Source organism: Psychrobacter sp. MES7-P7E (genome assembly GCF_002863645.1).
In the GTDB taxonomy this organism is placed as follows: Bacteria; Pseudomonadota; Gammaproteobacteria; order Pseudomonadales; family Moraxellaceae; genus Psychrobacter.
On record NZ_PJBU01000111.1, the window covers coordinates 26,685 to 49,621 of the forward strand.

General features: G+C 43.6%; 18 protein-coding genes and 2 tRNA genes. 15 read left to right on the forward strand and 5 right to left on the reverse strand.

Annotation, left to right across the window (positions count from 1 at the left end):
• Nucleotides 1–37 precede the first annotated feature (37 nt).
• Nucleotides 38–739: a molybdate ABC transporter permease subunit gene (modB, locus tag CXF62_RS10760; protein WP_057759074.1), complete on the forward strand. Its 702-nt coding sequence runs from the start codon at nucleotides 38–40 to the stop codon at nucleotides 737–739.
• A 157-nt stretch (nucleotides 740–896) separates the two neighbouring features.
• Here modB and CXF62_RS10765 read toward each other — a convergent pair.
• Nucleotides 897–973, reverse strand: a tRNA-Asp gene (locus tag CXF62_RS10765).
• Nucleotides 974–1,010: 37 nt separating this feature from the next.
• A tRNA-Val gene (locus tag CXF62_RS10770) sits at nucleotides 1,011–1,086 on the reverse strand.
• 283 nt (nucleotides 1,087–1,369) lie between these two features.
• Between CXF62_RS10770 and CXF62_RS10775 the strand changes: the two genes are divergently transcribed.
• The 7 genes from CXF62_RS10775 (at nucleotide 1,370) to CXF62_RS10805 (ending at nucleotide 11,695) form a co-directional block, all read left to right on the forward strand.
• Nucleotides 1,370–3,007 carry a cardiolipin synthase gene (locus CXF62_RS10775; protein WP_102094342.1) on the forward strand — a complete coding sequence of 546 codons (1,638 nt, stop codon included), beginning with the start codon at nucleotides 1,370–1,372 and terminating at the stop codon, nucleotides 3,005–3,007.
• A 119-nt stretch (nucleotides 3,008–3,126) separates the two neighbouring features.
• Complete coding sequence (locus tag CXF62_RS10780) at nucleotides 3,127–4,569, forward strand: tetratricopeptide repeat protein (RefSeq protein ID WP_102094343.1); 1,443 nt, start codon at nucleotides 3,127–3,129, stop codon at nucleotides 4,567–4,569.
• Between the two features lie 132 nt (nucleotides 4,570–4,701).
• Nucleotides 4,702–6,258 (forward strand): 3-deoxy-D-manno-octulosonic acid transferase, encoded by a 1,557-nt coding sequence (locus CXF62_RS10785; protein WP_102094344.1) that lies wholly within the window; start codon nucleotides 4,702–4,704, stop codon nucleotides 6,256–6,258.
• Nucleotides 6,255–6,977 carry a 16S rRNA (uracil(1498)-N(3))-methyltransferase gene (locus CXF62_RS10790; protein WP_102094345.1) on the forward strand — a complete coding sequence of 241 codons (723 nt, stop codon included), beginning with the start codon at nucleotides 6,255–6,257 and terminating at the stop codon, nucleotides 6,975–6,977. The genes CXF62_RS10785 and CXF62_RS10790 overlap by 4 nt, the downstream gene beginning before the upstream one ends.
• 268 nt (nucleotides 6,978–7,245) lie before the next feature.
• On the forward strand, nucleotides 7,246–8,370 hold the full coding sequence (locus CXF62_RS10795) for an extracellular solute-binding protein (protein ID WP_102094346.1): 1,125 nt from the start codon (nucleotides 7,246–7,248) through the stop codon (nucleotides 8,368–8,370).
• Nucleotides 8,371–8,568: 198 nt separating this feature from the next.
• Nucleotides 8,569–10,245 (forward strand): ABC transporter permease, encoded by a 1,677-nt coding sequence (locus CXF62_RS10800; RefSeq protein WP_102094347.1) that lies wholly within the window; start codon nucleotides 8,569–8,571, stop codon nucleotides 10,243–10,245.
• Between the two features lie 124 nt (nucleotides 10,246–10,369).
• The gene (locus CXF62_RS10805; RefSeq protein ID WP_185156646.1) at nucleotides 10,370–11,695 is read left to right on the forward strand and encodes an ABC transporter ATP-binding protein; all 1,326 of its coding nucleotides are present in this window, start codon (nucleotides 10,370–10,372) and stop codon (nucleotides 11,693–11,695) included.
• Nucleotides 11,696–11,729: 34 nt separating this feature from the next.
• Here CXF62_RS10805 and CXF62_RS10810 read toward each other — a convergent pair whose 3' ends face one another.
• Both CXF62_RS10810 and CXF62_RS10815 read right to left on the reverse strand, forming a co-directional pair.
• Nucleotides 11,730–12,593, reverse strand: coding sequence for a methyltransferase domain-containing protein (locus tag CXF62_RS10810; RefSeq protein WP_102094348.1), 864 nt, complete (start codon nucleotides 12,591–12,593; stop codon nucleotides 11,730–11,732).
• Between the two features lie 55 nt (nucleotides 12,594–12,648).
• Nucleotides 12,649–12,930, reverse strand: a complete 282-nt coding sequence (locus tag CXF62_RS10815) for a hypothetical protein (RefSeq protein ID WP_101206189.1) — start codon at nucleotides 12,928–12,930, stop codon at nucleotides 12,649–12,651.
• A gap of 469 nt (nucleotides 12,931–13,399) precedes the next feature.
• Here CXF62_RS10815 and CXF62_RS10820 point away from each other — a divergent pair, with 469 nt between their 5' ends.
• The 7 genes from CXF62_RS10820 (at nucleotide 13,400) to CXF62_RS10850 (ending at nucleotide 21,743) form a co-directional block, all read left to right on the forward strand.
• A complete protein-coding gene (locus CXF62_RS10820; RefSeq protein ID WP_102094349.1) occupies nucleotides 13,400–13,579 on the forward strand; it encodes a YdcA family protein in 180 nt (59 codons plus the stop codon).
• A 292-nt stretch (nucleotides 13,580–13,871) separates the two neighbouring features.
• Nucleotides 13,872–16,676 carry a DNA gyrase subunit A gene (gyrA, locus tag CXF62_RS10825; RefSeq protein WP_102094350.1) on the forward strand — a complete coding sequence of 935 codons (2,805 nt, stop codon included), beginning with the start codon at nucleotides 13,872–13,874 and terminating at the stop codon, nucleotides 16,674–16,676.
• Between the two features lie 176 nt (nucleotides 16,677–16,852).
• A complete protein-coding gene (rarD, locus tag CXF62_RS10830; protein ID WP_102094351.1) occupies nucleotides 16,853–17,923 on the forward strand; it encodes an EamA family transporter RarD in 1,071 nt (356 codons plus the stop codon).
• A 240-nt stretch (nucleotides 17,924–18,163) separates the two neighbouring features.
• Entirely contained in the window at nucleotides 18,164–19,234 is a 1,071-nt protein-coding gene (gene rarD / locus CXF62_RS10835; protein WP_057759099.1) for an EamA family transporter RarD, read from the forward strand.
• Between the two features lie 194 nt (nucleotides 19,235–19,428).
• Nucleotides 19,429–20,097, forward strand: coding sequence for a glutathione S-transferase (locus CXF62_RS10840; protein WP_102094352.1), 669 nt, complete (start codon nucleotides 19,429–19,431; stop codon nucleotides 20,095–20,097).
• Between the two features lie 94 nt (nucleotides 20,098–20,191).
• Nucleotides 20,192–20,503 carry a hypothetical protein gene (locus tag CXF62_RS10845; RefSeq protein ID WP_102094353.1) on the forward strand — a complete coding sequence of 104 codons (312 nt, stop codon included), beginning with the start codon at nucleotides 20,192–20,194 and terminating at the stop codon, nucleotides 20,501–20,503.
• Between the two features lie 103 nt (nucleotides 20,504–20,606).
• Complete coding sequence (locus CXF62_RS10850; RefSeq protein ID WP_102094354.1) at nucleotides 20,607–21,743, forward strand: ribonuclease Z; 1,137 nt, start codon at nucleotides 20,607–20,609, stop codon at nucleotides 21,741–21,743.
• Nucleotides 21,744–21,783: 40 nt separating this feature from the next.
• On the opposite strand, the gene CXF62_RS10855 is transcribed toward CXF62_RS10850, so the two are convergent.
• A complete protein-coding gene (locus CXF62_RS10855; RefSeq protein WP_102094355.1) occupies nucleotides 21,784–22,755 on the reverse strand; it encodes an ATP-binding protein in 972 nt (323 codons plus the stop codon).
• Between the last annotated feature and the right edge of the window lie 182 nt (nucleotides 22,756–22,937).

Below are 22,937 nucleotides of genomic sequence, written 5' to 3' on the forward strand. Positions count from 1 at the left end.
CTAACCCCTCTCATCATAGAACGAGCAGTGACATTATATGATCGACCAGTCTCTTATGTCAGACATGCTCAGTCCATTTTGGGTGAGCATTAAGCTCGCTTGCGTGACTACCTTATGTCTATTGCTATTTGCAACGCCTATCGCTTATTGGTTGGCTAAGCCGAGCCGTATAAAAGCAATAGGACGTCTTAAGGTACTGCTCATGGGCATCATTGCGATGCCTCTGGTGCTACCACCTACCGTGATTGGTTTTTATCTACTGTTACTGCTCAGTCCTAGTGTGGGTATCGGTAAATGGTTGAGCGAACATAATATTAGCCCGCTGATTTTTACCTTTGAAGGTCTGGTCATTGGTTCTATTATTTACTCATTGCCTTTTTATATACAGCCTGTCTATGCACAGTTTTTGCGGATTCCGCAAAGTGTCACGGAAGTCGCTCATCTCTTAGAGCCCAGTCGTATGCGACGGTTTATGAAAGTGGCTTTACCGCAAGCGCGGGTGGGTATTATTTTGGGTAGTTTGGTAAGCTTTGCTCATACCATTGGAGAGTTTGGGGTTGTACTGATGATAGGCGGCAGCATCTCAGGCGAAACTAAGGTGGTATCGATTGCTATATATGAGCAGGTAGAAGCGCTCAACTATGAGGCGGCGCATATGATGTCTGGTATTCTGATTATTATGGGTGTAGTGATGGTAGCGTTAATCGCTAGTGTGAGCCGAATAAGTCAACGTCCATAGCACTGAAATATTTGTATGCCAGTTAAGAAGTGTTAGATAGCATAGTAGCTATATAAACAATGTCTAAGTAGAATATGCAGACACAAAAAAACCTCAAACAATCTAATGCTTGAGGCGAAACTTGCTTAAACTTGAAAGTTTAAATTCGTTTTAAATATGGCGCAGCGGACGGGACTCGAACCCGCGACCCCCGGCGTGACAGGCCGGTATTCTAACCAACTGAACTACCGCTGCTTAGGTCTCTTAGCTTGTTTAGCCACTTGCTAAGAAGTGGTGGGTGATGACGGATTCGAACCGCCGACATTCTGCGTGTAAGGCAGACGCTCTACCAACTGAGCTAATCACCCTTCGAACAATTGCTAAGCAATTTATTCAACATCAACTGAGCTCTTAAGTTTGTCACTAAGCTCCGTTGCTGTGGGTGTGTATTATATAGATTTACAGTTGGGTGTCAAATATTATTTTAATATTTTTAGAAAATAATTATAAACCGGACTTGTAATCTATCAAAAATAGCACTCAAAGCCATGTATTATATAGCATTTCTAAAAACACACTTATTATCATTATTTGTTGTTTAGAGGTGAAAAGCTACTATACTATGGATGTTTTATTCGTTGAACACGGTTGATGGAGGCCAATATAAACACTTTTACTATTAAAGATACTTTTACTAGCTGGACCTGGGGAGACTTAGCGGGTCTAGGTCTGGTGCTGCATATTGTACTTATGATAGTAATGACGCTGCGAGTGGTTTCTGTGCAGCGCAATATTGGCGTGTCTATCGCTTGGGTGGCTGTGCTTTACACGTTGCCAATATTTGGTTTTGTGGCGTACATCCTGCTCGGTGAGCCGATGATTGGACGACGCTATCGTGAACGCGTAGATCAAGCCAGCATCTTGATGAACGATATGGCAAGGCGTGAGCATCTGATTTTTGATAAAGGGCAGGACTTATTACCAGCCAACTACCGCGGTGTTAGCCAAATAGGAACGCGCTGGACCGGGTTTGGTGTATTTCCCAATCACCAAATGCAGCTGTTGACGGATCCTGCTTCTATTTTTCAGCGTTTGATTGAAGATATTCATGCCGCCCAGCGTATTGTCCTTATGGAGTTTTATATTGTCTATCCAAAAGGACAGGTGTTAGAAGTTATAGAGGCGCTGTCTGTAGCGGCTCAGCGCGGCGTAGAGTGTCATATATTGGCTGATAGTGTGGGCAGCTTTAGCTTTATTAATAGTAGCGTGCACCGCAAATTAGAAAAAGCAGGGGTTTATGTCCATCAGTCATTGCCAGTAGGACTGTTTAAGACGCTATTTAAACGTTCTGATTTGCGCAATCATCGTAAAATGGTGGTTATCGATGAACATATTGGCTATATCGGCAGCTTCAATCTGGTTGATCCAAGGTTTTTTAAGCAAAATAAAAACGTTGGTCAATGGATTGATGTGGCGCTACGAACGACTAGCCAGCACTCGATTAGTATCAATACAGCGATGGCTAAAGTGGTTGTTACCGATATTGGTGCTGAAAGTAATGACAATCTTGCCGAGCTGCATCAACGGGTTAATAACTATACTCGTAAGTTATATGTGATGCATCCGACCATCAATGATCTAAATAGCCGCGTGAAGGTATTGGCGGATACGATTGATGATCATGAGCAGCCAGATATAGGCGCCACCTCGATTGTCGTACCAAAGATGCCTGTCGTGGACAAAGTCTTGGCGCAGCTAATACCTTCAGCACCGCAGCTAACGGCTCATGTGATTTACAATACGTTAGTTTCTGTGATTCATCGTGCCAATAAGCGCATTCGCATTACCACACCTTATTTTGTCCCTGATGAGTCCCTATCGGGTGCGCTGACGATAGCGGCTAAGCGCGGCGTTGAGGTGACGATTATTGTTCCTGAAAAGGTGGATTCATTTTTGGTACAGCATGCTTCTCAGGCTTATTATCAAGAGTTGTTGGATGCAGGGGTAACGATCGCATTGTTTAGAGGTGGTTTGCTACACGCAAAAACAGTGGTTATCGATGATGACTACTGTTTATTTGGCACCGTCAATATTGATATGCGCAGCTTTTATTTAAATATGGAAGTCAGTTTGGCGATTTATACGCCAGAAATGGTCGCCCAAGTAGCGGACTGTCAGAAAGTCTATTTAGAAAACTGCCGAATCTTGGATAGTGATGAGTGGCAACAGCGTCACGGATCAAAACGCTTGTTTGATAATGTCGTGCGCTTGTTCAGTCCTTTATTGTAGCACTCGAGTTTTTAGGGTAAGGTAATCTACCAGTATCGCTCTATTATCTTAGTAATAGCAGCACTTTTATAGCCTATACTTTTTTGGTTTATTTATCTGCAAAGAGGTCACTCCCGTCTATGTCTGCATCCCCTTTAACGCCACTGGACTATATTGCAGAAGGCTACTGGCAAGATTTCTTAGTTGGGCGTCCTATTGCGGGCGGTATCGCCTACGAAACTGAGCTGCGTGCTTGTACGTTAGATGAGTCGCTTGAGAGTTTACAGCGTATCGACACGCTATTGTCTCAAGTACGCCGAGATATGATCAAGAGCGGTATATGGGAAGAGGCGACGCTGCTGATCGATGAGCACTATCGCAACTTTATGGTGTTTTTGGCGTTTTATGCAGGTCGCGTATTGGCACAGCAGTGGCAGAGCAAGCCACATTGGTATGGTCAGTTTGAGCTGCGTAAACGTTACCCTGAGTTGTCATTGATCACCGATGATTTTTATCAGCATATGGCAGTCGGTTATGATAATGATAGCGTGGTTAAAGAGCGCTTATTTTTTGCGCTAGAGCCAATAGGGCTGCGTCTTTTTGGTCATATTGATCGGCAGTTTGACCCAGTACAAGGCGGGCAAGTAGAGAGTGGGTTATATCAAGCGGTTAGCCTTAAACTACCAACTACTTTAAGCAACGATGTTCATTCAGTGCCTGAATTAACAGCGGATAAAGTAACAACGCATAAAGCAACCACTCATCAAGTCACTGAAAGCATCGTTCCGAGCGCAGATTTAAATACGCATATCGGTACTATCCAATTAAATGCTCCTCTTAACAAGCCAGAGGAAGTATCGATAGGAGCTGAGCATAACCAAGCAAACGTAGTGCCTCCTGAGTCTGAGAATTCAATAAAGCCTGAGCTGACTAAAGTAGCGCAACCAACGGCTAAGCCTGCGTCACCTGTAAAAAACACATCAACGCCAGAGATGTTTACGCAACTGCTCGTAGAGTTAGATGAGATAACGGTGCCACAACCAACTGGTGATGTGCAATATAAGCAAGCACGCAAAGTATTAGATCAGTTCGAGCAGCATATTGCCAAACAGAACAAACCTCGTCGCCAAGTTATATTTTCAGATAATCATATCGCAGCAAAAAACAAAGCGTTGCTATTACTACAAGCGGCTGCTGAAGATGGTAATACAGCGGCTATGTTACGTTTGGCCATGTATGAATTGTTAGGTGAAGGTTTGACAGCGGACAGTGACAATCAAAAAAAATCTGGCGTAGATTGGGTTAATCAAGCCGCCAGCAAAAACGACAGCCGTGCTCAGCGTCTACTCAGTAAAATGTATTATCAAGGAGTAGGGGTGTCTCAAGATATAGATAGCGGTAAATACTGGTTAGAGCAAGCAGCGGATAATGGTCATGCAGAAGCGGCCAATCTGGTCAAGCAATGGCAGCAAGCAGATATGCTGCTGACCACACAGAAGCAAGAGCAGCATAGCACCAAGCGTTATCAGCTGTTAATCGGCGCAATCATCGCAGTCGCTTTATTGATAATAATCATTATCTAACAATCATTATCTAATAACTATTTACTCAGTAACTTTTTAAAAGCTTATTGTTACAGCTTAAATTCAGGTAGAATTGGCGCGCTTTACCTTTACCCTTTTATTGTTTGATTCATAACTAATTTGGGCTGTTCCATGCCATCATCTAATACCCCGTCTGACCACTCTGCAAATCCAATTGACCCTGTATCATCGCCTAGTCGTGCGGTACATGAGACACCTTTATATTATCAGTCTCTTATTGGGCTGCTAAAGCCACTATATCGTCTGCAAGTATGGCGTCGATCTCATAAAAACGAAAACTATCAGCAGGAAATCGATCAGCGTTTTGGCAGGCAGTATCCACCGCGTCCAGTGGTCAATGCTGATAGCGATAAAGGGGTGATTTGGTGCCACGCAGTCTCACTAGGTGAGACCAATACGGTCGCGCCTTTACTAGATATGTTATTGGCTAATGGCTATCAGATATGGTTGACCAATACGACTCAGACAGGTTTTGCTCGTGGCGCCAGTCGTTTTGCAGAAAAGATAGCTCAGGGTCAGATGAGTCATAGTTATGTGCCAGTCGACAGCCCTGCTGTTATCGAGACTTTCTTAACGCATGTGCAGCCGATCGCTGCACTGTTTGTAGAAACAGAGCTATGGGCAAACATCTTGACCAAATTATCCCAGCACCGTATTCCAAGTATTCTAGTCAATGGTCGACTATCTGCTTCTTCTTTTCAGAGCTATCAAAAAATTGGTGCAGTCAGCGCCAGCATGATGAAAAATCTTTCTTTAATTATTGCGCAAGACAGTGACTCTGCTAAACGCTTTAGGCGACTAGGGGCTAGTAGCGCCCAAATTCGCGTAGCAGGCTCATTAAAGTGGGTAATCAATGCGTCCACAACTAATGACAAAGCGGTAGAAGATAACAGTATTCATAGTAAGAAAGCTGATCTGCGAGCAGAGTTTGGTATAGCAGATCGTCCTGTGTGGGTAGCTGCGAGTACTCACGATGGCGAAGAGGCAGCAGCGTTGTCATTGCAGCAGCAACTACTGTCTCAAGCCACATTAGCAGATACGCTGCTTGTTATCGTCCCTAGGCATCCTGAGCGTTTTGATGCAGTAGCAGATCTCATTCAAAAAACTGGGTTAAACATGGCTCGGCGCAGTGATGGGGAAGCGATTGATGCAGACACTCAAGTCTATCTAGCAGACAGCATGGGTGAGATGATGACTTGGTATACATTGGCAAATGTAGCATTTGTGGGCGGCTCGCTGGTAGATATTGGTGGGCATAATCCAGTGGAGCCTGCAAGTGTGGCAACGCCTGTACTGATGGGGGGTTACACTCAGTCTTGCCAAAGCGTAATAGACAAATTGGCTAGCGTAGGCGCTGTATATCAGCCAAGTAATGACTTCTATCGTCCAATCGAGTCAAATAGCTCAAGTAGTTCGGATGCACAGATAGTCAGTGATGAGCAGTTAAAGGCGAATAAAAAATCCTCTCGTAAGAAAACAGCTTATAACCGTGAAGACGCTGTTAGCATTTATATGCAGCTAGAGACTTGGCTAAGTAATTTGCCATTAGCCGCGCAGGCAGGGCTAGCTGGCGAGCAAATGACGATACAGCAGCAAGCGGTACTGACCCGTCAATTTACGATGATTGAAGACGCTATCGAGATGTCTTCCAACCAAGATAGCTTATGAACTGTATATTATTGCCCGCTGAAAACTTCTCATCAGATACAGCAAAAATCGATTCCTTGTCTCAAGTCAGCCATGTGACTAAAGTGCTGGGCGCGAAAGTCGGTGATACGCTTAAAATTGGCCAAATCGGCGGCAATCTTGGTACTGCTGTTATCGAAGATATTACCGCTGACAGCATTCAGTTAAGTAACGTTCAGCTCAATACTGTGCCGCCAGCCAAATTAGATTTGACTGTCATTTTGGCGTTACCGCGTCCTAAAGTGCTACGGCGTTTAATCATGGATATGACGGCGCTTGGTGTACGCGATATCATTCTTATCAATAGCTATCGTACTCAAAAAAGCTATTGGCAAAGCCCAATGCTTGAGCGGATAGACGAGTTTGTATTAGAAGGTCTGCAACAAAGCATCGATACGATTGTTCCTAGTATTACGCTACAAAAACGTTTTAAGCCATTTGTTGAAGACACACTTGCAAGCCTAATGAACAATCGAGCGATTGTCGCGCATCCTTATAGTCAGCAGTCATTTTCTGAGTTTTTACAACTACAACCATCACGAGAGCTACCGAGTATAGTCTGCATAGGTGCTGAAGGTGGTTGGATTGACTATGAGATAGAGATGCTGTCGGCACAAGGTTGCACGCCTGTACATATAGGCTCTCGTATCTTACGTACAGAAGCTGCGGTCAATGCAATTTTAGGGCAATGGCTCCTTTAGATTGACACTAAAATGCGTCGCCAGACCAAACTATTGAAAGAACTGGGCCGCTAAAAATAGCTCTTAAAAATCAATGCTAAAGACTCATCACAGGTATATTTGCCAGTTAAACAAATGTATTGATAATTAATCTCACTTCCATTAGTATGTTGCTTTGATATATTATGGCCTGATTACTGCTAGCGCTTAGCAAGTCAGCGTTATAATCACTGTTATTTTGTCTCACCATCCGTCTTACTTTTTTTATAGCATTACTATGGGGAAAACCATGTCATTAAACGCTATCAGCGCTAATCTAACCTCTACGAAGCTTATCTTACCTGCAGCCGTATTTGGCATGATGTTGGGTTTGGCGGGTTGTAGTAATTCTTCAACCACAGAAGAGAGCGTAGAAGTAGAGTCAACAGAAACAGGTGCTGAGCAGCAAGCAGCAACTGACGAAGCTATGACTGCTGATGGTCAGACAATTACTATCTACTCATCACGTAATGAGCAGCTGATTAAGCCATTGTTAGATCGCTATACTGAGCAAACAGGCGTAAAAGTTGAACTGGTTACAGACCAAACTGGGCCTTTGATGGCGCGTCTAAAAGCTGAAGGTCAGAATACCCCAGCTGATATGCTATTGACCGTTGATGCTGGTAACTTATGGCAGGCTGCAGAGCAAGGCCTATTACAACCAGTATCATCTACTGTATTAGAAGCTAACGTCCCTGCAAAATACCGTGATCCAAAAGGTCAGTGGACAGGTCTGTCACTACGTGCACGTACTATCTTTTATGACCCAAGCAAAGTCACTGCTGACCAGCTATCTACTTATGCAGATTTAGCCGATCCAAAATGGAAAGGCAAATTATGCTTACGTACTTCTAAAAAGGTCTATAACCAATCGCTTGTCGCTAGCATGATGGAGCATTTGGGCGAAGAGAAGACCGAAGCAGTTATTAAAGGGTGGGTTGATAACCTAGCGACTGATGTGTTCAGTGACGACGTTGCGATGTTAGAAGCTATCGCTGCTGGTCAGTGTGAAGTGGGTATTGCCAATAGCTACTACTATGGTCGTCTATTGGACGAGAAACCAAACTTCCCTGTTAAAATATTCTGGGCAAACCAAGATACGACTGGTACGCACGTAAACATCTCAGGCGCTGGCGTGGTTGCAGGTTCAGACAATCCAGATGGTACGCTTAAACTGATAGAGTGGTTGTCATCTGATGAGGCACAAGGTCTTTATGCCAGCTCTGACAAAGAATTCCCAGTAAAAGTAGGTATCGATGAGTCAGACATGCTCAGATCATGGGGCGAGTTCAAAAAAGATGATATCAATGTACAGAAATTCGGTGAACTACAAACTCAAGCTATCCAAATGATGGATAAAGCGGGTTATAAATAAGGGGTCGCCAGTAATACTGATACCAATCTCAAAACCATAACTTTTAGACAATAGTTCTCAAAGCACGGCTTTTAAACAACAGCTTTTAAAGAATAAGTTCAAAGGTTAGTCGTTACAGATCAGTTATTCAAGTAATGACGATTTTGAGGTTGGTATAAGCTTACAAGGTCTCTATACGTATGACACGGTAATGATAATATGATCACAACGCCAGATGCGTCTGTTAGTCAAAACGATACTGTCAATAACGGTGTTAACGACCAGCAGACTGTCAGCCAAGACCATGCCCTTCGTAAACGTATTATCTCGAAATCAGTCTTAGGGCTGATTTCGTTGTTTATGCTAGTACCGATTTTAATCGTGCTGCTGTCGTGGACACAGCCAGTGGCAGAGATTTGGACACACATGGCAGACTATGTACTGCCGCAAGTGCTCAAAAACACGGCGATTTTATTGCTAATGGTGACTGTTGTTTCAGGCACTATTGGTACTGCTCTGGCTTGGGTGACTAGTATGTATCGTTTCCCTGGTCAGCGTTTCTTTTCGTGGGCATTGATGTTGCCACTTGCCATCCCTGCTTATGTGTTGGCATTTGTCACTATCGGCATTGTTGACTTTAGTGGGCCGCTACAGACAGCTCTGCGCGATTCTGGTATTAGTACTGCTCTACCGTCGATAAGGAATGTATGGGGCGCAGGCTTGGTATTATCGCTAGCGTTTTATCCTTATGTATATTTGCTCGCGCGTCAGGCATTTTTGTCGCAAGGCAGGCGAGCGATAGAAGCGGGGCAAATGCTAGGTTTGAGTCGTAGCCGTGTATTTTTTCGTCTGGCGCTACCACAAGCATTACCGTGGATCATTGGTGGCTTGCTGCTAGCCAGTATGGAAACCTTAGCGGATTTTGGTGCAGTATCGGTATTCAATGTCGATACTTTTACTACCGCCATTTATAAAGCATGGTTTGGTTTTTTTAGTTTGACCACAGCGGCTCAGCTAGCAGCCTTGCTCATTGGTGTGATCTTTATTGTGGTATTGTTTGAGCAGTATTGGCAAGCGAAGCGTGGTAGCTCACTGACCCAAGGTAGCAGCCAGCGCTTTGACGCTAGCAAACCTGCCAAATTCGCCATGACACTGCTGTGTACGCTGATCTTTCTGGTCGCCTTCTTAATTCCTTTCTTACAGCTTATCTATTGGACAGCACTGAATTTTCGCCAAGATTTTGATGCACGTTACATTGATTTTGTCACCAATAGCCTCATGATTGCTAGTATGACCACGCTATTTATTGCTTTTTTGGCCATTATTATTGCGTGGATCAAACGGCAGTATCCTGATAAATCGACTAAGCTAATGACCACTTTAGCCAATTTAGGCTATGTCGTACCGGGGACTGTATTGGCGGTAGGGATATTTATACCTATTGCGTGGCTTGATAATCAAATGATTGCCTTTGGTATCACCTCACAGCAAGTGCTTTCTGGCAGCGTCATTGTTATGCTACTGGCGCTATCGACGCGTTTTATGACAGTGAGTTTTCAGCCAGTTGACAGACAGTTGCAGCGATTGACAGTCAATCAGGAGGCTGCCGCAAAATTACTGAGCGACAGTCCTTATCAGCGCTGGCGTCATGTGATGCTGCCTGTGCTTAGCCCTGGCGTATTGACTGCATTATTGATGGGTTTTGTCGAAGTGATGAAAGAGATGCCCATTACGCTGATGACACGGCGTCAAGGCTGGGATACGCTTGCAGTACGAGTGTTTGAAATGACGAGCGAAGGCATGTGGGGACGAGCCGCTTTGCCGAGTTTGCTAATCGTGCTGGTTGGTTTGCTCCCTGTTTGGATATTATTGCGTCAAAGCGACAAACACAGTTAGTAACAACAAAGCTAATAGCAATAATTTGACATAAGTTTAACAGCACACTCGTAGTGTCAGCTATATTATAATTTGCTCTGTTTTATCGATGGTTTTACTTACTAATAGCGAACTGGTACCGTTTATGTACACTGATTCAATGAACGACTCTACAAATTCTAAGTCAGAAAAGGCTCGGGCTAATCACATGCCTGTAGCAAAATCAGCACTGTCACAAAATAGAATCAATCCAGTTCAGCCGAATAAAACTGTAGAGCAGAGCAGTACCTCACAACAAAATACTGAGAAACATATCGCGACAGATCCTTACTTTAGTGTGCAAAATCTCATCGTAGGCTATGACGATACTATTGTCGTCAATGGTCTATCGTTGATGTTGGAGCAAGGAGAGATTGGTTGCTTCTTGGGTTATAGTGGCTGCGGGAAGACCACAGCGCTACGAGCAATCGCGGGACTGGAGCAAAGTCGTGGCGGCACTATTTATCTAAACAACCAACGCCTAACAGAGAAAACTGCTCGTCAATCATTTGCAGTTGCGCCAGCCAAGCGTGGCATGGGCATGGTGTTTCAAGACTATGCTCTGTTTGGGCATTTAAGCGTGGCAAAAAACATCGCCTTTGGTCTCAATAAGTGGTCAGCTGCTGACAAAAAAGCCCGTGTGGCTGAGATGCTAAGTTTAGTTGAATTGACTGAACATGCAGACAAACGTCCAAATGAGCTTTCTGGTGGTCAGCAGCAGCGTGTGGCTCTAGCAAGAGCGCTAGCCCCCAAACCAAAACTACTATTACTTGATGAACCATTCTCTAATCTAGATGTGGTGCTGCGTGAATCACTAGCAATGAATGTCCGTGATATTCTTAAACGTACCAACACCACAGCAATTTTGGTCACTCATGATCAAAATGAAGCGTTCGCGCTAGCGGATAAAGTAGGGGTAATGGATAAAGGACGATTGGTGCAGTGGGCGCGACCAAGCGAGCTGTATCATGAGCCTGTCAGTCCTTTTGTCGCTGAATTCGTAGGCGAAGGCGCGATGATAGACGGCATTATCAAAGAAGGTCATGTTGAGACGGCGCTAGGTAATATCTATCGTCGCATGGAAGTCTATGATGAATCAGGCCAGCCACAGTACTGCGAATATGATTATCCAAATGGTACGCCAATCAAAGTACTCGTGCGCCCTGATGATATTATTCATGATGATGACAGTACGCAGACAGCTTTGGTTATCGGACGTGTGTTTCGCGGTGCCAACTACTTGTACCGTCTGCAGTTAGACGACGGACAGACTGTCTTATCCTTGGTTGCGAGCCATCATAACCATGCAATCGGCTCGCATATTGGCATTCTGCCTTTGCTAGAGCATGTCGTAGTCTTTGATGAAAAAGACATCAATGCCACTACTTGGTCAGAATACGATAGATCATCGAGAATGGATGAAGAGGTTTAGTAGTCTTCATCCATTCTTGGGTAATCTTCTAAATTTACCGTTTAGCCAAAATGTGTAAATAACGGCCAAGCCATTTGTACGGCTCTAATTGTGAGTAGCGTAACTCCATTCTGATCACTGCATCTGGGTCGTTATGCCCGCCACGCTTGAGTGGTGCATAATCATGAAACACTCGTAGACCACTGCTACGTACCGTCTGATAATCATGCGCTTTGAGCCACGACTCGACTTCTACTTTGGCCACGGGATAGTTGGGGGTGAGGCTTTTCTTATTGTCCGCTTTGTAATCGTTACCATCAAGTAAGCTATCGAGTAAGTTAAAATTCCCCATGATAAGATTGCGATAATCAAAACTCGCTGGGTTATAGAAGCAGACAGATAGCGCGCCATCATCTGTTAAATGCTCATCAAAAAAGTCCATGACCGCCGCTGGTTCTGCCAACCATTCAAGTAGCGCATGCGACATGATCAAATCAAATTTTTCTGTCTCTGTCTGAGCCAGTTTTTCTTCAAGCGCTTGATAAGGGCAAACATACCATGTGATGTCTAGCTTTTTATCAATTTTTTCTGCGCTCGCTTTCGCCTTCTCAAGCATATTTGCTGATATATCATTGATGACTACGCTATGACCTTGAGCAGCAAGTTCTATCGCAATTTGCGCAAGCCCTGCACCCACATCCAGGATACGTAAAGGTCGCCCAAGCGCTTCACTCATCTGTGAACTATATTCGAAAATATCACGGCGTAGTACAGCCAATCGAATCTCGCCTTTTAAACCACCATACACTTTCTTTTCGAAATGATCGGCAATGGCATCGAAGCTACGATCTGCTCGTTTGTCTTCTGTTGGTATAGAAAGGTTTGAGTCAGGCTGGCTATCTTGATGTTTAATTGTCATAGGTATTTAGATCAATAATTAAGAGGGTCAAATTAATAAAACTATTCAGTATTAACTAGCGTTTCAAACGTCTGTTAATTACCCATTTAAAAACGACTTTCGCTAACACAATAACGACAAATACCACGATAACAAACACCCACATACCATTGCCTTGTAGGTTTTCTTGATAGGCTTTTGACAAGTATGCTGATAAAGCCATAGCGACTAAAAGTGCTCCCCAACGAACATAGGGTACAGCGCGATTGTTATGGTTAGGAAAGCTAGCAACATAATCGCTCGAAAAGCTGTATAGCACCATTGCTAAAATCCAAACAATTGCAAGAATGATATCCATAATAAAAGTAGCCTGTTAGGTCGTTATTTAAGTGCTATAAAAGATGAGGTAGTGTAGCGTTTAGAATTTTTTTGTCCAGTATCACTAAAAAATAACCGCATCAAAGTGGTTTAAATCATAATGTGCTCATGAGAATAATATGATTTTGAAAGCTATTAGCTTATGGCAAAGCATTATGGTTATGAAAACAATATGACCATAAAAACAATCAGTTCACGTCAGAGACAGTTGTAGGTGTTGTTGTATTGGCTAAATATTCTAAGCATCCTAGTTGTTTGGTCAATAGAGCTTATATGCAAACCACGTATGATCCCTATGCTCAAGATTTTAGCGTTAAATTAAATGTCATGTTGAATTGTAGGTAGAAATATAAGTATTCACTCAGTTAGTCAAAATAAATCTTGTCGAGCTGTACTGAATGAGTATAGTATTTTTCTATTTAATATCCATCAGATACGGAGAATAAACAATGAAATCAATCAGCACAGCGCTACTTGCCCTAGTATTTACTTTTACATCTATGAGCCAAGCACAAGCTCGAAATACGCCTTGTTCAGGTAAAATGGGCGGGGTGTCTCATTGCTCAGCAGATGGTAAGTTTGTTTGTAAAAATGGCAAAATCAGCCAATCAAAAAAAACCTGTCATTAGAATTATTTTAGAGTGTGTCAATAATTCAAAATATCACTGTGAATGAACCGTCTAGCTTGATTTTAATGGTACTCAGAACCCCCTAAATCAGCAAATTTGTGCTAAAATAGCTTCTTTTATTAAACATTAAAACTATCGCTATTTTCCTATTGTTTTGCACGTGTAGCAGTGTTTTTTTATGGTATGTATTTTGGTCATGACTGCCCATTTATGTGGCAGTATTTTTATATGATCTATGGGTGCTATAAGCGATGTGTCAACGTTAGAAAAAAATGTGAGTGAAGGAGTGTATATGAGCGAATCGGTCAGTCCTATTGGCATCGTAGATGAACTAAAGCAGTCGTATTTGGATTATGCGATGAGCGTGATCGTCTCGCGTGCGCTTCCTGATGTGCGTGATGGGTTCAAACCTGTACACCGCCGCGTGATGTATGCCATGCACGTGCTATCAAACGATTATAACAAACCGTACAAAAAATCAGCACGTGTGGTCGGTGATGTTATCGGTAAGTACCATCCACATGGCGATAGTGCCGTCTATGATGCCATCGTCCGTATGGCGCAGGATTTCAGCTTGCGCTATCCAATGGTTGATGGTCAAGGTAACTTTGGCTCGATCGATGATGATCCTCCGGCAGCGATGCGTTATACCGAAGTACGTATGACCAAACTGACCCACCAGATGCTCGCTGATTTGGACAAAGATACGGTCGATTGGGAAGACAACTACGACGGCTCTGAGCGCATGCCAAGCGTGATGCCAGCGCGTATTCCTAATCTATTGGTCAATGGCGCGACGGGTATTGCCGTTGGTATGGCGACCAATATGGCCCCGCATAACCTGACTGAAGTGATCAATGCTTGTTTGGCCTATGCTGAAAACCCACAAGTTTCAGCCGAAGAGCTGATGTCGCATATCTCAGGTCCTGATTTTCCTACGGGCGGTATTATCTATGGTCGCGCGGGCATTTTAGATGCTTATCGTACGGGTAAAGGCCGCTTGCATATTCGTGGTCGTTATCATATCGAGCCGATGAGCAATTCTGGCGTCAACCGCGATCGTGAGCGCATCGTATTCACCGAAGTACCTTATCAGGCCAATAAAGCCAAGTTGATTGAGCGTATCGCAGAGCTGGTCCGTGATAAAAAAATCGAAGGTATTAGCGAAATTCGTGATGAGTCTGATAAAGATGGTATGCGTATAGCTATTGATTTGCGTCGCGGCGAGACTGCTGAAGTTATTGTTAATAACCTATTTCTACAAACGCCGCTAGAGTCTAGCTTTAGTATCAATATGGTGGCGCTCGATAATGGTCAGCCAAAACTATTGACCTTGCGTCAGCTTATCGCTGCGTTTGTTCGTCATCGTCAAGAAGTGGTGACACGTCGTACGATTTATGAATTGAACAAAGCCCGCGTTCGTGGTCATTTGCTAGAAGGTCTAACGGTCGCTCTAGCCAATATCGATGAGATTATTGCGACGATTAAAGCGTCAGCAAACCGTGGATTGGCTCGTGAAAGTCTATTAAATAATACATGGGGTTCAGGTAGCGTTGTCGCGATGCTTACAGCTGCTGGTAGTCAGTCAGTGCGTCCTGAGTTTATCGATGGTGAAGATCCTAAAGCGCCGTTTGGTCTGATCGAAGGCGAAGAGCGCTATCGCTTGTCACTTGAGCAGGTCAATGCGATTTTAGATATGCAATTGCATCGTTTGACGGGTCTTGAGCAAGATAAATTGACCGAAGAATACCAAGACCTATTACGTGAAATTGCACACTTAGAGTCTATCCTTGGCGATTTTGATAAGCTTATGGCTATTATCTCTAATGAGATGATCGAGATTCGCGATAACTTTGGTGATGAGCGCCGTACGGACATTATTGACTCACGTACTGACTTTAGCCGTGAAGACCTTATTCCAGAGCAAACGGTCGTGATGACAGTGTCACGTACTGGTTATGCTAAGACTCAGCCAATTGACGATTATGTCGCGCAAAAACGTGGCGGTAAAGGCAAGTCTGCCACGGCGATGAAAGAAGATGATGTCATTGATCATTTAGTTGTGACATCTACTCACTCTACCGTATTGTGTTTTACGGATAGTGGGCGTGTCTTTAGCTTACGTGGTTTTGAAGTGCCGATTGCCAGTCGCGGTGCTCGTGGTCGTCCACTCGTTAACCTGATTGGCTTAAATGGTGATGAAACCGTTACGACGATATTACCGATTCCGAAAATCGTAGGGGACACATCGGTCACAGGTGAGATGTCAGAGGCAGATATCTTAATAGATAGTGATGATGACTCAGTAGAAGACAGCAACCAAGCAGAAGCGCCTTTCGTTTTCTTTGCAACGGCCAATGGTACCGTGAAGCGTGTTGAGCTTAAGCAGTTTGCCAATATTCGCTCGAACGGTTTGATTGCGGTTGGACTAGAAGACGGTGATAAATTGGTCAGCGCTCGTATCACTAACGGTAGCCAAGAAGTGATGTTGTTTGCTTCAAATGGTAAAGCGATTCGTTTTGATGAGAATGATGCGCGTGCGATGGGCCGTACGGCAAAAGGCGTCCGCGGTATGCGTCTGGCTACTGATGAGTTTATCAAATCATTAGTCGTTATCGAAGATGATGTACGTGAAATTCTGATTGCTTGTGAAAATGGCTTTGGTAAACGTACCTTTATCGATGAGTTCAATACACAAAATCGTGGCGGTGGCGGTGTGATCGCTATCAAGACCAGCGAGCGTAATGGCGCACTAGTACGAGCGACCAAGGTTGACTCTACCGATGATATTATCCTAATCTCTGACAAAGGTACGTTGGTTCGTACACCAGTTGAGCATGTTGCTAGCTCTGGTCGTAATACGCAAGGCGTAACATTGATTCGTCTGTCAAAAGATGAAAAACTGGTTGCCATGGCGCGTGTTGAGCACGAAGAGAGCGATGACGAGCTTATCGATGCCATGAGAGAAGATGGTACGTTTGAGGTAGAAGGTCAGGAGCAGATAGATATTGATGCGACAACTGACAATACCGCAGCTACCGACGTCGATGATGTGATTGATATTGCAAACGACCATAAACCAAGTGACAATCTATAATAGACTAACTATGCATAAGACGATGACGAGTAATAGTCTTGGTAATTAGCTTTTGAGTCTAGTCTCTTAGCATTTTTCTAGAAAAAAGCCTCTGACGTTATCGTCGGAGGCTTTTGTTTTTTAATTCTCATTTTTTCAATACTGTAAATAAGGTTCTATTTTTTAAGGCTGTTGTTATGCTTACGACCAATCAAACTTTTCAGGGAACGGTTGCTTCGGTATCATCGAGCTTTTTATTCTCGATGATGTTTTTGTTTGGACTGTTTATGCTGCCCTTAACAGGGACGCAGGTAGCATCATGGCGTGTGCTCATGATGTTGCTCAGTTTGGTTATATTGGTCAGTTTGACTAAGCAGTGGCAACGTGTTTTTGATTATATAAAGACGCTAAAGACAGTCAAGGAATGGCTTATATTTATACTGCCTGCGCCAATCCTAGGTGGACAGATTTGGTTGTTTATGTGGGCACCGGTCAATGGGTTTGGTCTCGATGTCACATTGGGCTATTTTTTATTGCCGCTAGTGATGATTGTGCTTGGTCGATTCTTTTACCATGAATATATGAGTATCTTGCAATGGGCTGCCGCGATATTTGCAGCACTCGGTATCGGCTACGATATTGTTCAGTATGGTTCAGTATCTTGGGTGACACTGTTTGTATGCTTGGGTTATCCACCGTATTATCTGCTACGGCGCACCCTTTCTGTACCACCTATTACGGGTTTGTTATTTGATTTGACGCTGTTGACACCAGTAGTGCTCATCGTGCTTTATATGACTGGCGGTTTTGATGTTGCAGCGCAAGACATGAAGTTCTGGTATCTATTGCCGCTGCTTGGTGCTTTTAGTGCGCTTGCGATGTCGCTGACGATGATTGCTAGTAGTAAGCTGCCAGTATCACTGTTTGGGGCGCTAAGTTATATAGAGCCGATGCTGTTATTCGTATTGTCTATTACTATTTTGAGTCAAAGCCTTGAAGAAGGTGGTTCGCTCTTTATGTACGGCATGATTACGCTTGCGCTACTGGTTATGATGGCTGATAGCATAAAAGGCTATCTCGTTCGTCAGCGTAATGATCGCTTGCATGGCTATAGAGAGCTTCAGATTGGCGGCTTTCCACCGCGTCGTCATTTTATCAATCAGCGTATCGATGGCGTGCTAAAAGCCCATCGTTTTCGCAAGATTCGTCGTTACCAAAAGAAGATGGATAAGATACAACAAAAAATCCAACAACTTGATGCAAAATAAGTATTTACCTGCATTAAATTTACTCAATTTAAAAGTTTAGACACTAGATGAACAGTGGCATTGCTTATTCATTCTGACTTTGACATAATGCCGACCATGATGTAAGCCTAGTACATCAAAAGCGTTCAACTTAGATTGCGCGACGACCTTATATGCAAAAGCCTCAGACGTTCTCGTCTGAGGCTTTTGTTTTTTTTAAAAATTGCCATGGATGTGCCCCAATCTTTAAAGGCTGTTGTGATGCTGACTACTAACCAAACCTCGCAGGGTACAATCACTGCCGTCGCTGCAAATTTTTTATACTCATTGCTGTTCTTATTTGGTCTACTGCTGCAACCATTATCAGGTACGCAAGTCGCTTCGTGGCGCGTGCTGACAATGTTTTTTAGTCTAGTACTGCTGGTAAGCGTATTAAAGCAGTGGCAGCACATTTTTGATTATTTAAAAACACTAAAAAATGCAAAAGAGTGGTTTTTATTTATATTACCCACACCGATTTTGGGTGCGCAAATCTGGATATTCATGTGGGCGCCAGTTAATGGTTTGGGACTTGAGGTAACGTTGGGTTACTTCCTATATCCGATGATTATGATCGTTGTCGGCAGGTTCTTTTACAACGAAGACATGAGCTTACTTCAGTGGGCTGCCATTGTATGTGCAGGTCTGGGTATCGCTTACGATATTTTTGAGTATGGTGCTATTTCTTGGGCGACTTTGTTTGTTTGCTTGGGTTATCCTCCTTATTATCTACTACGCCGTAAGCTTGCAGTACCGCCTATTACTGGTCTGATTTCAGACCTTGTATTGTTGTTGCCAGTGGTATTGGTCGCACTGTATATGAATGGTGGTTTTGAAGTAGCAATCACCAACCACAAGCTTTGGTATCTGCTGCCATTATTAGGCATTATTAGCACCGCTGCGATGTCACTAACGATGGTGGCCAGTCAGAAGTTGCCTGTTTCACTGTTTGGCACTCTGTGCTACCTTGAGCCAATATTCTTGTTCATATTCTCAATCGCAATTTTAGATCGTAACTTACATGATGGTGGCTCCATGCTGATGTACAGCATGATTTTCATCGCATTGCTGATTATGATTGCTGATAGCGCGTTGGGCTATATGGCGCGTAAACGTGAAGACCGCTTACATGGCTACAATGAACCACAAGTAGGCAGTTTTCCACCACGTCGTCGTCTGAAAAATCGCCGTATCAAAGGCGTGCTAATCGCGCATCGATTTCGTCAGATCAAAAAATATCAGCAAAAGATAGATAAAATGACGCGCAAGATTGAAGCATTACATTTAGATTGATGTCAAAGAGTACACCGTCTTAGACAGTATCGATACGGTAGGCATTGTTTTCCATCATGTCTGCCAACTCATAGTATTAAAGAAGTAGAAATTACGCTATTATCGAGAGCAGTAGGGCCGCGATTGAGTGAACATATGGCGCTATATCTGAGATATTATGGCTGATTTACTACAATATATAACTAGGACGGTTTATGTTACATCTTCATCATTTAGCAAACTCGCGCTCGTTTCGTATTATCTGGCTGTTGGAAGAGCTCGGCGTTGATTATAAACTGACTTGCTATGAGCGCAATAAGGCATACCGTGCCCCTGATAGCTTAAAGCAAGTGCATCCGATTGGTAATGCACCGATACTAGAAGCAGACGATCGTGTGCTGATTGAGTCAGGGTTTATCATTGAGTATTTGATTAAGCACTATGATAAAGAAAAGCAGTTCAAACCTGACGATAATAACGAAGCAGCGTGGGAAGCCTACACGTTTTGGCTACACTTTGCAGAGGCTTCATTGATGCCACTGTTGGTCATGCGTTTGGTATTCACCAAAGTAGTGTCTCAATCGCCGATGCTAATCAAACCTATCAGCAAAAAAATCCAAGGTCAGATTGAAAAGAACATGATCAGTAGCGGTTTGGAGAAGATGTTAGATATGATGGAGCGTCATCTACATGAAAATCACTGGTTTGCAGGTAGTGAATTTAGCGCCGCTGATATTCAAATGCATCTTGCAGTCTTGGGTGCCAATGCTGGTGCAGGTTTAGATCAGAGTAAATATACTAATCTCTTGAATTGGCTCAAACGCTGCGAAGAACGAGATGCCTTTAAGCGAGCAGAAAAAAAGGGCGGCCGTCTGAATTTTTAGAGGATACTGGTATAATCCTCTCTCAACGCTTAAGTAGCCATATAGACCAAAGGCTTTGTTTATGAATAAACAAAGCCTTTTTTAGGATAATACTATGACAGATCTAAATACCTCGAATAAAGGTAATCTAAAGCAAGATAGCCTAAATAAAGATGACAATCAGTCAGCAACTCAAACATCACTTAATAAGCAAGATACCAGTATGCAAGAAAATAATAGACAACAGATTAATAGCCAGCAAGTCTCTATCAAATCGTGGTCACAGAAAATTCTAGTGGTAATTCTATGTGCAGCGAGCTTTTATGGTGGCTGGAAATCTTACGAATCGAATATGGTAAACGATTGCACCGCCAATGGTGGACAAATGGTTGAAGGTCAAAAAACCATGATATGCCAACTGTCGTAGCTAGGACATATTCTCCGTTTATCTCATTTCTGTTATCGTTTTAGAATGAAGAGACGTTCTCGTAAGTCTGAGCCAGTATTCCTGATAAATAAAAGGCATCACTATGCTAAAGCTAACCTTTTTGGGCACCTCTGCAGGTGTACCGACCAAACAGCGTAATGTGACCGCATTAGCAATAGAGTGTTTGAATCCGCATACCTCTGGCGTACAGCAAGGAAGTCGTCAACAGAATAATCAGAGTAAGAAATCGCGTCCATGGGTGCTGATTGATTGCGGTGAAGGCACGCAGCAGCAGTTGCTACATACCAAGCTCTCCTTACATCAATTGGCTGCTATCTGTATCACTCATGTTCATGGTGACCATTGCTATGGTCTACCAGGGCTGCTAGCTAGTGCTGCCATGTCAGGACGTCGTGAATCATTGACTTTGATTGCACCAAAAGCAATTGCTACTTTGCTTGAAGCTATTACCGCCACTACAGAGCTGTATCTACCTTTTGCTTTCGATTTTATAGCGATTGAAGAGGTGTTAGCTGAGCAAGATGATACGAACAAGGTCAGTATTAGCTTAAGTGACCAACATCAGCTTGATATTGATATCACGCCGCTATCACATCGAGTTGCTTCTCATGCCTTTGGTATTACTCAGACTATTAGCCGCCGCATCCTTAATACAGATAAGCTTGTGGCAGATGGTATTCCAGCAAGTGCACTATGGGGCAAGTTACAGCAAGGCGAAGATGTCACGACTGAGGGTAATAGACAATTGCGCTCAGTAGATTATGTTGACAATGAGATACAGCGGACGCGAGTGGTGGTGGCAGGAGACAATGATGCGCCAAATTTGTTAAGCAAAGCCGTTATCAATGCGGATTTATTGGTGCATGAAGCTACTTATACGCACGAGGTGCTCAATAAGATTCGAGCCAAAAACCCAGACTATGATCCGATGCATAGTAGCGCCCAATTGCTCGGCGAATTTGCCCAAGCGGCTGGACTCAAAAATATAATTTTGACCCACTTTAGCGCTCGCTATCAGAACTTTGATAATCCAGATAGCGAAACGCCAAATATGGCATATATTCGCTTAGATGCGCAAAGTGTCTATCAAGGCAATCTATGGCTGGCAGAAGATTTTGACCAATATATGGTCGATAGTGCAATTGGGTCGGCAAGCAATCAAGAGAGCGGTCAAGAGGAGAGTCGCGTGCAGTATATAGGCTCTGCACGCAGTGATTAGAGATCGTTAAGCTTAGATATGATTTAGCGTTAAATATGACCTAGCGCTTACTGTCTTCGATAGCCAATTGTGTTTCACCACTCCAAAAGCGGCTGAACTGGTAAGCAACTCTTCCTGAGCGACCACCACGTTCTGAGGCCCAACGTAGCGCATCCTTTCTGATCTTATCAGGCATAGACTGACTTGCTAAAATGTCCTTAGCATCACTACCCATATCAGCTGAGATTTTTTGCTGCTCTAAATTCAGATAATGCTGAACGATATGCAGATAAGTCTGCTGATCCATAGGATGGAAGGTGAGGGACAAACCGAATCGATCTGATAATGACACGGTCTCATCAATAGCCTCATAGGGATTGACTTCATCCGTCTGCCCATTATAGATATCGACATTGTCTTTCATCATCTGCGGTAGCAGGCGACGACGATTGCTGGTGGCGTAGACCAGTAATTTGTCTTGCTCAGAGTCTAGCGAGCCATCGAGCACGCTCTTTAGCGCACGATAGCTTTCATCTTGACCATTAAAAGCGAGGTCATCACAGTATACGATATAGCGGCAATGACAATCTGCTGGTAGGGCATTAATAGCAGCACGAATCTTATCCAATACTTGCAGATCATCGCGGGCCACCTCAATAATACGCAAGCCTTCACTATGATGGGCTTGTAGCAAAGCGCGAATCAATGATGACTTACCGGCACCGCGTGTGCCTGACATCAATACATGGTTGGCAGGGTAACCTTTAATAAACTGACGGGTATTCTGTACCAGTTTCGATTTTTGCGTATCGATACCATGCAAGTCATCTAAGCTCAAAAACAGATTGACTGACAAAGGCTGCAGGTGACCAGTGCGTCCACCAACCCAGCGATAAGCAAGCTGGCTCGGGTCGATTTCAATAGTTGGTGTGACTCGCTCTTGTAAGTATTGACTGAGTAAGTCTAGCAGCGGTGCGGGCAGGGCATAAGTGGGTTGATCAGATGGCGTGGTCGGGATAGTTGGTTGTGACATAGTGGCTCTAGCAATTAAGGTTGTCTTTAATACCATACCCAAAAATACAATTAACGCTGCTGAAATTTCAGTGACTACACTCTTAGTACCTACTAAGCGTAGTACTTGTAACCATTATTCGCGCTATTATTATCTTTGGAAATGATACGAATGGGAAGGCAGTAATCTCACTATATTATGAG

Excerpts from the sequence above, each read along its gene's own strand:
- modB (WP_057759074.1), top strand. The coding sequence starts at position 38 with ATGATCGACCAGTCTCTTATGTCAGACATGCTCAGTCCATTTTGGGTG.
- CXF62_RS10775 (WP_102094342.1), top strand. The coding sequence starts at position 1,370 with ATGGAGGCCAATATAAACACTTTTACTATTAAAGATACTTTTACTAGC.
- CXF62_RS10780 (WP_102094343.1), top strand. The coding sequence starts at position 3,127 with ATGTCTGCATCCCCTTTAACGCCACTGGACTATATTGCAGAAGGCTAC.
- CXF62_RS10785 (WP_102094344.1), top strand. The coding sequence starts at position 4,702 with ATGCCATCATCTAATACCCCGTCTGACCACTCTGCAAATCCAATTGAC.
- CXF62_RS10790 (WP_102094345.1), top strand. The coding sequence starts at position 6,255 with ATGAACTGTATATTATTGCCCGCTGAAAACTTCTCATCAGATACAGCA.
- CXF62_RS10795 (WP_102094346.1), top strand. The coding sequence starts at position 7,246 with ATGTCATTAAACGCTATCAGCGCTAATCTAACCTCTACGAAGCTTATC.
- CXF62_RS10800 (WP_102094347.1), top strand. The coding sequence starts at position 8,569 with ATGATCACAACGCCAGATGCGTCTGTTAGTCAAAACGATACTGTCAAT.
- CXF62_RS10805 (WP_185156646.1), top strand. The coding sequence starts at position 10,370 with ATGTACACTGATTCAATGAACGACTCTACAAATTCTAAGTCAGAAAAG.
- CXF62_RS10810 (WP_102094348.1), bottom strand. The coding sequence starts at position 12,593 with ATGACAATTAAACATCAAGATAGCCAGCCTGACTCAAACCTTTCTATA.
- CXF62_RS10815 (WP_101206189.1), bottom strand. The coding sequence starts at position 12,930 with ATGGATATCATTCTTGCAATTGTTTGGATTTTAGCAATGGTGCTATAC.
- CXF62_RS10820 (WP_102094349.1), top strand. The coding sequence starts at position 13,400 with ATGAAATCAATCAGCACAGCGCTACTTGCCCTAGTATTTACTTTTACA.
- gyrA (WP_102094350.1), top strand. The coding sequence starts at position 13,872 with ATGAGCGAATCGGTCAGTCCTATTGGCATCGTAGATGAACTAAAGCAG.
- rarD (WP_102094351.1), top strand. The coding sequence starts at position 16,853 with ATGCTTACGACCAATCAAACTTTTCAGGGAACGGTTGCTTCGGTATCA.
- rarD (WP_057759099.1), top strand. The coding sequence starts at position 18,164 with ATGCTGACTACTAACCAAACCTCGCAGGGTACAATCACTGCCGTCGCT.
- CXF62_RS10840 (WP_102094352.1), top strand. The coding sequence starts at position 19,429 with ATGTTACATCTTCATCATTTAGCAAACTCGCGCTCGTTTCGTATTATC.
- CXF62_RS10845 (WP_102094353.1), top strand. The coding sequence starts at position 20,192 with ATGACAGATCTAAATACCTCGAATAAAGGTAATCTAAAGCAAGATAGC.
- CXF62_RS10850 (WP_102094354.1), top strand. The coding sequence starts at position 20,607 with ATGCTAAAGCTAACCTTTTTGGGCACCTCTGCAGGTGTACCGACCAAA.
- CXF62_RS10855 (WP_102094355.1), bottom strand. The coding sequence starts at position 22,755 with ATGTCACAACCAACTATCCCGACCACGCCATCTGATCAACCCACTTAT.